11 protein-coding genes and 1 pseudogene are annotated in these 13994 nt (G+C 40.4%); 10 read left to right on the top strand and 2 right to left on the bottom strand.

Annotated elements, in window-relative coordinates; genetic code table 11:
• The first annotated feature begins 5 nt into the window (after positions 1 to 5).
• The 3 genes and pseudogenes from CD004_RS18190 (at position 6) to CD004_RS24495 (ending at position 1682) form a co-directional block, all read left to right on the top strand.
• Complete coding sequence (locus CD004_RS18190) at positions 6 to 740, top strand: amino acid ABC transporter ATP-binding protein (RefSeq protein WP_102264034.1); 735 nt, start codon at positions 6 to 8, stop codon at positions 738 to 740.
• Positions 741 to 999: 259 nt separating this feature from the next.
• Positions 1000 to 1329: pseudogene (locus tag CD004_RS18185) on the top strand (redoxin domain-containing protein); the annotation flags it as partial.
• A gap of 230 nt (positions 1330 to 1559) precedes the next feature.
• On the top strand, positions 1560 to 1682 hold the full coding sequence (locus CD004_RS24495) for a hypothetical protein (protein ID WP_264191076.1): 123 nt from the start codon (positions 1560 to 1562) through the stop codon (positions 1680 to 1682).
• A 70-nt stretch (positions 1683 to 1752) separates the two neighbouring features.
• On the opposite strand, the gene brnQ is transcribed toward CD004_RS24495, so the two are convergent.
• Positions 1753 to 3117 (bottom strand): branched-chain amino acid transport system II carrier protein, encoded by a 1365-nt coding sequence (gene brnQ / locus CD004_RS18180; protein ID WP_102264032.1) that lies wholly within the window; start codon positions 3115 to 3117, stop codon positions 1753 to 1755.
• 379 nt (positions 3118 to 3496) lie between these two features.
• Here brnQ and CD004_RS24490 point away from each other — a divergent pair, with 379 nt between their 5' ends.
• Positions 3497 to 3619 (top strand): hypothetical protein, encoded by a 123-nt coding sequence (locus CD004_RS24490; protein ID WP_267892323.1) that lies wholly within the window; start codon positions 3497 to 3499, stop codon positions 3617 to 3619.
• A 133-nt stretch (positions 3620 to 3752) separates the two neighbouring features.
• Here the strand turns inward: CD004_RS24490 and map are convergent, their stop codons facing one another.
• Positions 3753 to 4496, bottom strand: a complete 744-nt coding sequence (gene map, locus CD004_RS18175) for a type I methionyl aminopeptidase (RefSeq protein WP_102264031.1) — start codon at positions 4494 to 4496, stop codon at positions 3753 to 3755.
• A 374-nt stretch (positions 4497 to 4870) separates the two neighbouring features.
• Here map and CD004_RS18170 point away from each other — a divergent pair, with 374 nt between their 5' ends.
• From CD004_RS18170 to CD004_RS18145, 6 genes are all read left to right on the top strand, one after another.
• Positions 4871 to 5806, top strand: coding sequence for an ABC transporter permease (locus CD004_RS18170; RefSeq protein WP_226679305.1), 936 nt, complete (start codon positions 4871 to 4873; stop codon positions 5804 to 5806).
• 84 nt (positions 5807 to 5890) lie between these two features.
• Entirely contained in the window at positions 5891 to 6718 is an 828-nt protein-coding gene (locus CD004_RS18165; RefSeq protein WP_102265158.1) for a carbohydrate ABC transporter permease, read from the top strand.
• Positions 6719 to 6930: 212 nt separating this feature from the next.
• Entirely contained in the window at positions 6931 to 8586 is a 1656-nt protein-coding gene (locus tag CD004_RS18160) for a type 2 periplasmic-binding domain-containing protein (RefSeq protein WP_102264029.1), read from the top strand.
• 197 nt (positions 8587 to 8783) lie between these two features.
• Positions 8784 to 10646, top strand: a complete 1863-nt coding sequence (locus CD004_RS18155) for a sensor histidine kinase (RefSeq protein WP_158651590.1) — start codon at positions 8784 to 8786, stop codon at positions 10644 to 10646.
• Positions 10639 to 12150: a response regulator gene (locus CD004_RS18150; protein ID WP_102264027.1), complete on the top strand. Its 1512-nt coding sequence runs from the start codon at positions 10639 to 10641 to the stop codon at positions 12148 to 12150. The genes CD004_RS18155 and CD004_RS18150 overlap by 8 nt, the downstream gene beginning before the upstream one ends.
• 1032 nt (positions 12151 to 13182) lie before the next feature.
• The gene (locus CD004_RS18145) at positions 13183 to 13986 is read left to right on the top strand and encodes a glycoside hydrolase family 16 protein (RefSeq protein ID WP_218973327.1); all 804 of its coding nucleotides are present in this window, start codon (positions 13183 to 13185) and stop codon (positions 13984 to 13986) included.
• Positions 13987 to 13994 lie beyond the last annotated feature (8 nt).

Genomic DNA, 13994 nt, shown 5'->3' with positions numbered 1-13994 from the left:
TTTGTATGATCTCTATTAAAGGTTTAAAAAAATCTTTTGACCAGCTGAAAGTGTTAAAAGGTCTTGATCTTGAAATTGAAAAAGGGAAAGTTGTAGTCATTATCGGTCCATCAGGATCCGGCAAAACTACCTTTCTTCGCTGCCTGAATGTTCTTGAAACACCAACAGAAGGAAGAATTTCTATTGGCGGGCAGAAGATTGACTTTTCTACAAAGGTTTCACCAAAATCTATCTCTTCGTTCCGTCGTCTTACCGGTATGGTCTTCCAAGGATATAATCTATTCCCGCATATGACGGCACTGGAGAATGTTATGGAAGGACCTTTGACTGTAAAAAAAGAAACGAAGGATAAGGCTCGCAAGAAAGCAGCATTCTTTCTCGAAAAGGTAGGGCTTTCTGACAAAATGGATTATTATCCATTTCAACTGTCAGGCGGCCAGCAGCAGCGTGTGGGAATTGCCAGGGCACTGGCGATGGAGCCGGAAGTCATGCTGTTTGACGAGCCGACATCTGCCCTGGACCCTGAGCTTGTTGGCGAAGTGTTAAAAGTAATGAAGGATCTGGCAAACGAAGGCATGACAATGGTCGTCGTCACTCATGAAATGCGATTTGCCCAGGAAGCGGCAGATGAAGTGATCTTTATGGACGGCGGTGTAATCGTTGAACGGGGAGCACCTGACAGCATTTTCACCAATCCAACAGCTGACCGCACAAAACAATTTTTGCGGATGATTCAATAAGGAAGTAATTTTGAAAACCTATTGTTGAATTAATTAGAATATTTTAGTATCTAGATAACTGAATAGGGAGATACCCATGAAATCAAACATCATATTATTTATGCTCTTGTCGGTCCTGGTCCTGGCAGGGTGCGGACAAACAAAATTAGAAGGAAACTTGACATTGTTAAATCAGGACAAGGACGAAATTACTTTCCCGCAGGAAAAACCAACACTATTTTTTTTCATTACCACATACACCTGAACTCTTTGTCAACAGCAGCTGGTTCAGTTGCATGAGAACCTTGATCAATTAAAAAATCTGGATGTAAATATGTATATTATCAGTAAAGATACGCCTGAACAACAACGAGAATTATACGATGCTCTGGCCGAGAAATACGGCAAAAGTTTGCCTTTCATATCTGATCCTGATTTGAAAATGATAGAGCGTTTTGACATGAAAAATGGAGATGTAGCCTACAGGGGATATGGACTGCTTGATGAAAAAGGTAATGTCAAATTCCATACAGTCAATGATCATTGGGGCGAACAATTCTATCAAACGGTTAAAGAAATAAAGGATGAATATAATAGCCTTTCGAATTGATTTTTTCTGAATTCTATAAAAAATGCTGCCGGTTACATGATCGGCAGCATTTTTCTTGGCTGATAAGAGGCATTAACGATAAAAGTGGTCAATTAATTGGGTACTTGGTTACCATTGAACAAAAAGCATAGCCCTTGAAAAGAAACACAAACTAAAAATGTGGATGTAAAAAGGGTTATGTCCATACTGTATGCTCTGATAACCAGAGTTGATAAAGGGTGGTGAAGGAAATGGCTAAGAAAAAACCTAAGCATGATAAAGCTCTTCCGAAAGCTGATATTGAATTTGCGGAGGAAAGAGGGAATGGTTTTGAAAAGGTAGCATTAAAAGCTCAAAGGAAAGTAAATAAATGATTTGTTATTAAACAAGGACGTCCATTGAAGATTATCCTATTGGAAAACCAAAAGAACTGCAGTGTAAAAACTACAGTTCTTTTTGGTATTTATTTAGAGTTAATGGAGATTTAGGCAACATATACCCCAAGATAGCGCCTAGGGCTGCAGGAATGAGCCATCCAAGACCAATATCGTATAGAGGAAGATGATCCCTGAATATTGACGTTACAGAATTGAATAATGAAACATCTATAATTGGCAGGTTCGCGACCAAAGCAGTATATCCATCAAAAAAACTCACAAAGAATGTCATCACAATTGAAGCGGCATATACGCTTTGCTTATTTCCGAAAAGCGGGGACATCAGAGTCAATAAGATAAGGATGATCGCCAATGGATACAGGAACATTAAAACCGGTACAGCAAATTGGATGATATTGTTCAAACCAAAGTTTGCAATTGTGAAAGAAACGATGCATAGAAGAAGAACAAATCTTTGATAAGAAACCTTTGGTAATAGATCATGAAAAAACTCGCTGCAGGCCGTGATTAACCCAATGCTAGTTTTTAAACATGCCAGTACAATGATGATAGCAAGCAGGATTGTACCGAATGGCCCAAAATAGTGTTGGGCAACTGCAGAAAAAATTTGTCCACCATTCTCGAATGTTCCAATAGATAATACGCTAGATGCCCCCATATACGTTATTAGTCCGTATATCAGCATCATCAATGTCATTGCGAATATACCTGATTTCAAGGTAGCCCTGGCAATGTCCTGCCGGGAGGTAATGCCTTGCCCTTTGAGGGCATTGATGACAACAATCCCGAATGCCAGGGATGCAAGGGCGTCCATTGTATTATATCCCTCTTTGAAGCCAGTAATAAAAGCCAAATTGGTATAGGCGCCGTTCGGTTCTCCAAAGCTGCCCATCGGCTTCATGACTGAGATGCCAATTAATATAAATAAAAATACGAGAAAAGCGGGTGTTAGGTATTTTCCAATGTAGTCCATCACCTTTGCAGGATGCAATGAGAAAAAGTAAACGATGGCAAAGAAAACGAAACTGAAAATCCCGAGCCACAAACCAGCTTGTCCTGGTGCAATGTAGGGTTCAAAACCAACGACGAACGGGACAGTGGCTGTTCTTGGAATCGCAAAAAAGGGTCCAATTGTCAGGTAAAGAACTGTCGCAAAGCCGATGCCGAAAACAGGGTGCACTCTACTGGCTAGATCACGCAGCCCAGTGCTACCTGAAAGGCCAATTGCCAATATGCCTAAAAAAGGGAGGCCGATGGCTGTCACCAGGAAGCCAATCAATGCAGGCCAGAAGTTCGTGCCTGCTAGCTGTCCTAATTGAATAGGGAAAATCAAATTCCCCGCTCCAAAGTACATTCCAAATAACATGGTCCCAATCAGGGCATAGGTTGAAAACGATATTTTTTGCTGCATATACACTTGTCTCCTCTTCATGATGTTGTGAATACTGATTTAAGCACTTCTTTAGATGTTTCGGGAGAAATTACTAAAAATCCTCAATAAAGGGAATTCCAATCATTGGAATGGTAGTTAAGGCTTGTTCAATCTATCACAAAAGAATGAAGCCTATGTTCTCAATCAACCCAAAAGAAGAATAATACACACTACTATATATACTAACTCTTCACAAGTCAATTAAGTTTTTAGTATTTTTTGAATAGATGGAAAGCAGTTTTATTATGAAGACTTCTTTCAGGGTGGGGGACCATTCTGTAGTTTCATTTGTTGCTTGAAAAATCATCTTTTCCTCCGATACAAAGAAAGTATGATTACGAGTTCAGGAGAGAATCTGATGACGATCGAAAAAGCAAAAGCCATTTTGAAGAATCCGGAATTAGGACGGTATTTGACCAGAGAAGAAATGGAAGCCATTGACTTCTTAATCAGTGTGGCAGAACCAAAAGAACAGAAGTAGGCTTGCTTCTGTTCAATTTTTTGAGTTAGTTATATTTAATGGCCAGACTGGCTCTCAATAAGGATAGCTGACTTCGGAGCATAAAAAGGAACCCTTGCGGTTACGCAAGGGTTTCAATCTAGAAAAGTGAACTCTATCTGGTAATCACAATCGGCCCATTCTTCGTAAGGATGATCGTATGCTCACATTGAGCGACAAAGCTGTTTTCTGTTACATAGGTCCATTCGTCATTATCATTTTGAAAGACTTCTTCCTCACGAGTTGAGATGAATGGCTCAAAAGCGATGACCATTCCTTCTTTTAAGAGCTCATCATCCCATGGCTCATGATAGTTGTAGATGTGATCGGGTGCTTCATGGATTGTTCGGCCGATTCCATGTCCGGTAAGATTTTTGATCACAGTCAGGCCATTCTTTCTCGCAGTCGCCATAACTGCCTTTCCTAATCCGCTTTTCTTTGAACCAGGTTTTGCTTTTTTCAAACCTGCTTCAAAGGCCTCGACAGCTGTTTCGCATATCTTGGTTAAAATAGGATCACCCTCTCCAACGACAAACGAGATTCCAGTGTCGGCGAAATAACCATTTTTAGAGCCGGAAACATCGATATTAACAATATCTCCTTCTTTGATCACACGGCTGCCTGGAATACCATGGGCCACCTCTTCGTTAACACTTATACATGTATAGCCGGGGAAATTGTATTCTCCCTTCGGTGCTGAAATCGCCCCATGCTCCTCAAAAAGCCTGCCCGCGATTTCATCAAGCTCCTTTGTGGTGACACCTGGTGCAGTCTTCCCGACTAACTCTTCCCGTATCAAGCCGACAATCCTGCCAATTTCTTTCAAGCCGTTAAAATCTTCTTCTGTTTTCGCAATCATAATATAATCCTTTCCCATGACATCGATTTAAAAAGCCTACGATTAGAGTATCCTTTTTCGATATGAAAATCCAACCTTGAGGTTTCTGATCCATTAAAAAGGACTGCGAGCCTGCTTTTTTGTTAATCCTGGAGTTTCCGTAATCATCTCCAACATCCACTTTCATGAAAACGATAACAACATGATGGTATCAATATTTTGTTCTATAAACCTAAAACTAAAAAATTGGTACCATAAGCAAAATTCGATGGCTTATAAATGTAAGCCCTTTTTTTTATGATAAAGGTACAAGTTAAGACAACAGCAACTAAGGTGGTGAAGAAATGGAAGTCAAGATTCAACAGCCAGTCGAACAACAAGTCAGTGACACCATAATGGTAGAGCCAACAAAAAAAGAAAAATACAAAAAAATTAAAAAGACAATCATTTCTCAAAAGTATTTGCAGGTGATGGCCCTTCTCGGTGTAGTTTGGATGTTCATCTTTAACTATATCCCAATGTACGGATTGATCATTGCTTTTAAGGAATACAGCATCATCAAGACAATCTCAGAAGCGCCATGGGTAGGATTGATGCAGTTTAAGGAATTCTTCCAGGATGAGAATTTCTGGATCGTCCTGAAAAACACTCTCGGCATCAGTTTGATTAAATTAATCATCGGTTTCCCGCTTCCAATCATTTTTGCTCTTTTGCTTAATGAACTTACATCAATGAAGCTTAAGAAAGCGGTTCAAACGATCTCTTACTTACCGCACTTCATTTCATGGGTTGTGCTTGGAGGGATTTTGACAACTTGGCTCGCAGATATCGGTGTCTTAAATGATATTTTGCTAGGTTTAGGCTTGATTAGTGAACGTACGAACTTCCTTGCAGAACCTGATAACTTCTGGGCAATCGTCATTCTTTCAGATATATGGAAAGAACTTGGATGGTCAGCAATCATTTATCTTGCAGCAATTGCTGGTGTTTCACCAGAGCTATACGAGTCATCAACGATTGACGGTGCAAATCGTTTCCAAAAGATGTGGCATGTTACATTGCCATCAATTCGCCCGACAATCACAATTCTTTTCATCCTTGCTGTAAGCGGTGTCTTGAATTCAAACTTCGACCAGATCTTGATCCTTCGTAACTCATTGAATGAAAGCGCCAGTAATGTAATTGATATTTACGTTTACCAGATGGGTCTGCAAAATGCCCGTTACTCATACGCAACAGCTGTTGGTTTATTGAAAGCAATCATTGCCTTCATCTTGCTCCTGTCTGCTAACAAGATTGTAAAGAAACTGAATGGAACATCTTTATTCTAAGGGGGTGAGGTTGTGTTTAAGCTTTTTAAACGGAACCGGCGAACAACAAGCGAATACATCTTTGACAACATTAACATTCTAATCATGCTCTTTATCTGTGCCATTACGATCTACCCAATCTGGTATGTACTCGTCAATTCATTGAATGATGGTGTGGACGCCATGAGGGGCGGGATTTACTGGTGGCCCCGAGAGTTTACTTTAGAAAACTACAAGGCTGTTTTTGAAACACCGGGTATTGTCACATCATTTGGCGTAACAATTGCCAAAACGGTTATCGGAACAATCACACACGTATTCTTTACAGCGATGGTTGCTTATGCCATTTCGAGACGGGACCTATACGGCAGGAACTTCTACATGCTGGTTGGTGTCATCACAATGTTTTTCAGCGGTGGATTGATTCCTTACTTCCTATTGATCAGGGATCTAGGATTGTTTGATAACTTCCTTGTATATATCATCCCAACAATGTTCAACTTCTTCCATCTAATCATCTTTGTATCCTTCTTTAGAGAATTGCCAACTTCTCTGGAGGAGGCAGCAAAAATAGATGGAGCAAATGACTTCATGATTTTTATAAAAGTAATCATCCCACTTTCAATGCCGGTTATTGCAACCATTGCATTGTTCCAGGGAGTATACCAGTGGAACGACTACTTTGCCGGAGTCATCTTTGTGAATAATCCTGACCTGCAGCCAATCCAGACGTATTTATACAAGGTTGTTGCTGAGTCGAGTTCCAACCAGATGATGACGAACGCAGCAGGATCGATTGCCACGAAGACGGTAACATCCCAGTCTATCAAATTGGCAACGATGGTTGTTACAACACTTCCAATCATGTTAGTCTATCCATTCCTGCAAAAGTACTTTGTAAAAGGAATGTTGATTGGATCAGTAAAAGGTTGATCTACTAAACTTCGATTTAAATTTTTCTTCATTGAAGAAATTTTAAATAATCCAGGCTTCATTATTGAATGACGTGCTTTATTCATGAAGGATACCCCCTTCGCAAGTGTGGGAAAGGCTGGAAGTTAGCCAAAAAGTCTTTCCCTCCTTTTTAAAGCAGTATACATTAAATAATGTGGCCCAAAATAACAAAAAAGAGAGAGGGTCAAAAAATGAGGAGAAAATTCTTTTCCAAAGGCTTTTCATTATTGCTTGTACTATCATTGGTTTTAGCACTATTTTCAGGCTGTTCCAGCAAGACAAATGAAAACGCTTCCGATGAAAAGGACGCGGATAAACCAAAAGCGACGGCTGATGCTCCTGGCTGGCAAGGTAATAAGGATCCAATTACGTTTGATTGGTACGTTAACTTTTCCTGGTTCGCGCATAAATGGGGCGACGATGCTGTTTCCAAATATGTAACGGATAAAACTGGTGTGTCAGTTAACTTTATCTCACCAGCAGGAAACGAAGCGGAAAAAATGAACACGATGATTGCTTCTGGTAAACTTCCGGATTTCATCACAATTGGCTGGTGGGAAGATGCAGTCAAGAAAATGATCGAAGGCGAACTTGTCCTTCCATTAAATGAACTTGCAGATCAATATGATCCATATTTTTATAAAGTAGCAGATGGAGCAAAGATCGAATGGTATAAACAAGAAGATGGCAACACTTATGGATATCCAAATGCTTCTTCATCACCAAAGGATTTTGACAAATATAAAGACCTTAAGCCTTCTAACCAGACTTTCCTTGTTAGAAAAGATATGTATGAGGCAATTGGCAGCCCAGATATGAGCACTCCTGAAGGATTCTTGAAGGCTCTTGAAGAGGCTAAGAAGAAATTCCCTGAAGTGAATGGAGCACCATTGATTCCATTCGGATTGAATGAATTTACTGATGTAGGAAACACTTCATTAGAAGGATACTTGCAGAACTTCCTTTCTATTCCAATGGAGAAAGACGGAAAGGTTTATGACCGCAGCCAGGATCCTGAATATCTTGCATGGTTAAAGACTTTCAGAGAAGCAAACGACAAAGGACTTCTTGCGAAGGATATCTTTATCGATAAGCGTCCACAAATGGAGGAGAAAATTTCACAAGGCCGTTACTTCGCGATGCTTTACCAGCGCAGTGACCTTGCAGCGCAACAGCACGCATTGTATGCAAAAGATCCTAATTCAGTGTATATCGCAGTAGATGGACCAGCGAACTCTAACGGAGACGGCCCTGCATTAGCAGGTGACAGCATCTCAGGCTGGACAGTGACTTTGATTTCTAAGGATGTAAAAGACAAAGAAAGAGCGATTCAATTCCTGACTTACATGATCAGTGAAGAAGGACAAATGGACCTTTACATGGGTAAAGAGGGCGAAACGTATGATATGGTGAACGGTAAGCCTGAATTCAAGCCAGAGGTTCTAGATCTATTGAACAAAGACCGCGCAGCATTTGACCAGCAGTATGGAGCTTCATTCAAGTACTGGATGCTGATGGATACAAACATGAGCCTTGCTTGGGCACCGCCTGCATCAGAGCCGTTCAAGCAGATGGAAGACTGGACAAAAGGAAAGACAGTCAGCTATGCAGAGTTTGATGGCATCAGCCCAACTGGAACTTCTGCAGAAGGTGTAGCAGCAAGCAAGATTGCACAGGAATGGGGCAAAACACTACCTAAGCTTCTCCTTGCTAAATCTGATAAAGAGTTCGATAAAATCTTTGAAGGATTCCTGAAGAAACGTGATTCTTTCGGCTATGAAAAAGTTGAAAAGTATCAGCAGGAAATCTATGAAAAGAACAAAGAGAAACTTGATGCAGCAAAATAAATAACTATGGAAAGACTGTTCCTTCTTGAATTAAATTTCTTGAGGGGGCAGTCTATTCCTCTTTTTGCATACAGGCAAGAACCACTATGGTTGATTACACAAAATTAACTTCATTAAATTGAAACACATTACCACAATAATAATACTGAATATCATTTATAATTTTTTATATGCGTACAAACAATGGATGTGAGAATATGGATTTTCAAAAAACAGTTAACAAAGCTGCATCATGGTTGAATCGACTTTCCCTGCAGCAAAAGCTGATTGCCTTATATATCATTATTATCATTATTCCTATTATCATTTTCATTTCTATTTATTCCAGCAACGTGTATGACAGGGCGATCAATGAAATCAGGATTAAAAGTGAAAATGCTCTTGAAATCGAGAAAATCCATATAAAAAACAATATTGAATCGATGAGACGAACGGCACAAATGGTCGTGTCGGATATAGAATTTATAGACTTTGTTAAAAGCAGGAGCGAAGCAAATATTGATCAGTTAATTGATTTCAGGATGAACGAGTTGTCGAATGTGACCAGGCTGCAGGCTAATAACCCAGCTATTGAAAACATCCGACTGTATACCACCAATCCATATATAACCGAGATGTGGCCGATACTTTTTAAAGAAGATCGAATCATGGAAAAGCCATGGAGAGAAGAGGTCATCAACAGGAATGGGATGGAGGTATGGTGGTTCGATCAGCAGACCGAAGATGTCCTTGAACGGCTTCCATCGCAAAACACAGCGAAAATTTCATTGTTGCGGGAATTGGATTATCCAAAGGATGAACATTTGGGCATCATTGAAATCAATATGTTTCTTAAAAACTTTTTCCCTAAGATGTTCGGAACGGTGCAGGACCCTGATTCGGTCTATGTGGTCATCGATAAGGATAACAACATGATCAGGAATTTCCATCACACCTATTTTGAAGATGAGGGTATTGACACTGAAGATCTCAAACTTAAATTCAACAAATCAAAGCATGAAGGCACTGGCAGTTTTCAATTTGAAAACAATGAAACTCCGTACCTGGTCATCACTGCCTATATTGATGATTTGGATGCATACCTGCTGAATGTCATTTCCCTTGAAGGACTTTATGCTGAAACTGCCAAGACTAGGAATGTCATTTTTAGCGGAATTATCTTTCTTGTAATTATTCTTTCTTTTGTTACCTACGTATTGGTTTTATTGCTCCTGAAAAAAATGTACAAATTGAAGGATTCAATGAAGCAGGTAGAACAAGGAGACTTTTCTGTAGATGTTGAGATTGATGGGCAAGATGAGATTTCGGAGCTTGCATTCCATTTTAAAAGTCTTCTTGGTAAAATGAATGGATTGATCGCCGAAGCTGTCAATAAGCAGGCGACTGCTAAAGAAACAGAATTAAAGGCTCTGAAAACCCAAATTGACTCGCATTTTCTTTACAACACATTGGAAAACATCAAGATGATGGCAGAAATTGAAGGGCAGTACCCTATTTCTGATGCCGTCACCTCCCTTGGTGAAATGATGCGCTACAATCTTAAATGGAAGAATGACTTTGTAGTGCTTGATGAAGAGTTGAATTATATAAAGAACTATGTAGACATTATGAATTTGCGTTTGGATGGATTACTAACCTTGAATATTGATGTCCCCCATGAATTACATGATCAGGAAGTTCTGAAAATGTCACTGCAGCCTATCATTGAGAATGCAATTAAACATGGAATCATTCCAAACGACCAGAAAAATGAAGGCATCCTGCAGGTGAATGGGAGATGTTCAGAGGACTATATCATCATAGAGATAAAAGATAACGGTGTGGGAATGACAAAAGAGGAGTGTGAATCGCTCAACTTATCCATTCAAACAGGCACGAAAACTCAAAATCCCGGTTCTAAAGGTGGAAACGGCATAGGTATTCACAATGTGAATGAGAGAATCCAGCTTTACTATGGAACGGAGTATGGAGTGTTTGTGACAAGTGAGAAAGGCGAATTCACGATGGTAACGATAAAAATGCCTTGTAAAATCATGAAAGGAGGCAGCCAAAGTGTATAAAGTTCTTATAGCTGACGATGAGAAAAATATCCGATTGGGTATACAGGCAATGATCAAGCGGGAATATCCAGATTTTGAAACATTCATTGCATCAGATGGACAGGAAGCCCTTGAGGGTGTTTTGAAAAATAAACCGGATATCGTGATCACTGATATTAAAATGCCAAGGATGGATGGTATTCAATTAATCAAAGAGCTCCAACAGCAAGAAGACATGAAAACATCGATCGTGATACTCAGCGGATACGATGATTTCACGTATGCCAAGGAAGCGATTAAACATCAGGTAAAGGATTACTTATTGAAGCCGGTAAACCGGACAGAGCTATTCAAAACCTTGAATACCATCATAGAAGAACTGGAAAACAGCCATAAAATGACCTACCAGCATATGGATGACTACCGTGCCAGTCAGCTGAATTACATTTTGCTTAATCCTAATATTCAACAGGAAGATGTAGAAGATCTTTATAAGAAAATGAAAATCGAATCATATCCGGATGGATACTATGTGGGAATCATTCAGGTGGATGGAGATATAGATGGAGAAGATTTTCTTAATAAGATCAATCAGCTGCTCAATTCAAGCAGTGACAGCATTCCATTCCTTGATAAAGACGGCCGAGTGACAATAATTTCAGCAGACTTTGAGCAATTCTCGATTCTGAAAGAACAGCTTGGCAGGGACAGACATTCGATTTTTACCATTGGCATTAGCGAAAAGGCGCAGGATATAAGAGAGTTTAAAAAAACTTATGGTCAGGCAGCCACAGCGATCAAGTATCATTTCCTTTATCCGCGTCGTCAGATCATTTTATATGAGAATGTTAAGGAGAAACCAGAAGTAGCCTCTCTCCCGGCAGACTTGATCAATAAAATTTCCAATATGCTGGGGACTGAACGGGAAAAGGAAATTAAAGATAACCTTAGGCAGGTTATGGATTTTGATGTCATTGCCCACAGCAGCATCGATTATCTTGAAAACCTTAACGAGGAAATCAATGAGACGATCTTCAAAGGCTTTTTCAAGAGGTTGGGGGAAGAATCTCTTGTAACGTTCGAGCTTTTAAATAAGATCGACAATATCTATAACTTTGACAACTTCCATGAATACTTCCATGCCCTCGAGGATTTGCTGATGAGAATCCATGAATACAATAAACAGGTAAAAGCTGTGTATTCAGAGCAAAAGTACATGGACCGGGCAATTGCGTATATTAGGGAAAATTATCATAAGGATTTGAATTTAGCCGTAGTCGCTAATTACATTTCATTGAATTATTCCTATTTCAGCCATATGTTCAAGGAGTATATTGGACAAAACTTCGTTGACTACTTGAAAATGGTCAGAGTAGAAAGTGCAAAGCGGCTGCTGAAAGAAACAGATTTTAAAATACTGGAGATCAGCGAGATGGTTGGATACAAAAACCCTAAACAATTTGCAAGGGTGTTCCGGGATGTTGAAGGGATTTCTCCAAAAGAATATCGGGAAATGAATGGATGAAGAGGGCTGAATTGGCTCTCTTTTTTCTGTTTTTTAAGTTATTGATGCGGACAAATTGAAGCGCTATAAAAGAATGCTCAATCAGTAATAGGTACGAAATTTTGTCATCTCAAAGGTAAAGGTAACCTCAGGAGCGGACAAAAGCTCGCCGGAGCAGCTTTGATTTGTTCGAAGTCCCCTCAGGTTCGGACAAAATCTCGCTGGTGAGTCATCAATTTGTCCGAAGTCCGCTCAGGTTCGGACAAAATCATGCCGGAGCAGCTACAATTTGTCCGAAGTCACCCCAGGTTCGGACAAAATCTCGTCGGTGCATCAACAATTTGTCCGAAGTCACACCAGGTTCGGACAAAATCTCGCTGGTGAGTCATCAATTTGTCCGAAGTCCGCTCAGGTTCGGACAAAATCATGCCGGAGCAGCTACAATTTGTCCGAAGTCCCCCCAGGTTCGGACAAAATCTCGCTGGTGAGTCATCAATTTGTCCGAAGTCCGCTCAGGTTCGGACAAAATCATGCCGGAGCAGCTACAATTTGTCCGAAGTCCCCCCAGGTTCGGACAAAATCTTGCAGGTGCAGCTACAATTTGTCTGAAGTCCCCTCAGGTTCGGACAAAATCATGCCGGAGCAGCTACAATTTGTCTGAAGTAACCACAAGTTCGGACAAAATCATGCCGGAGCATCACCAATTTGTCCGAAGTCCGCTCAGGTTCGGACAAAATCTCGTCGGTGCATCAGGAATTTGTCCGAAGTCCCCCCAAGTTCGGACAAAATCTCGCTAGTGCGGCTTCATATTGTCCGAAGTATCTCCCAATTCATTTTCACCACCTTTTATATAATGATGCACTTAAAACCCAATTTATCTTCAACTGTTTTAACGTATTTTGGAAGTGTTTTCAAATGATTTTACGGTCTTCTAAAATATTGTCACCCTAAACAAAATTCTCTATCTCAAGATGCAGGACTGGCAAAGGTAGAATAGGAATTGAGATATATTTTGTTCGCAGCAACGAGTTTTTTCAGAAAGGGGCGGTTTTGGTGGAGTCAAAAAATCAGGGCAAATTAAGCAAAGAAATGATGACGCTTTCAAATTCTGAAGCGGAGTGGAAGTTAGTTTGGGAAGAGAACTTTAATCTTTCTGAGATAGATGAAAAGAAATGGAATTTTGTTGAGGCTGGCACTGGTTTCGGGAATGAAGAATCCCAGTACTATACAAGACGGAAAGAAAACGCGCGAATCGAGAATGGCATGCTGGTGCTTGAGGCCAGGAATGAGGAGTATAAAGGGATGGATTATACATCCGCGAAATTGACGACCAGAGGCAAGGTTGCCTGGAAATACGGGCGATTTTCTTTTCGGGCTAAATTGCCGGAAGGTCAGGGAATCTGGCCTGCTATCTGGATGATGCCAGAGGATATGGAAAAGTATACTGGATGGCCAGCCTGCGGGGAAATTGACATCATGGAGCTGATTGGCCATCAACCAGGTACGGTTTATGGAACGCTTCATTATGGCATGCCTCACACATATACAGGAGACAACTATACGCTTCCTGAAGGTAAAAAGTTCTCCGATGACTTTCATGTTTTCACCCTTGATTGGGAACCAGGAGAATTCAGATGGTATGTAGATGATTTCCTGTATGCAAGGCAGACTGAATGGTTCAGCAAGGCTCCGGGATCAGAGGAACAGCAAGCTGGGTTTGCCCCATTTGACCGTGAGTTTTACCTCCAGCTGAATCTTGCTGTCGGGGGGAAATGGCCGGGATACCCTGATGAAACAACCCAGTTCCCACAGCGGATGACAATTGATTACATCAAAGTTTATAAGAGAGAAGACTAATATCATTT

Origin of the sequence: Mesobacillus jeotgali, assembly GCF_002874535.1 — a bacterium.
In the GTDB taxonomy this organism is placed as follows: Bacteria; Bacillota; Bacilli; order Bacillales; family Cytobacillaceae; genus Mesobacillus; species Mesobacillus jeotgali.
This window is presented reverse-complemented; position numbering and strand designations above follow the sequence as displayed.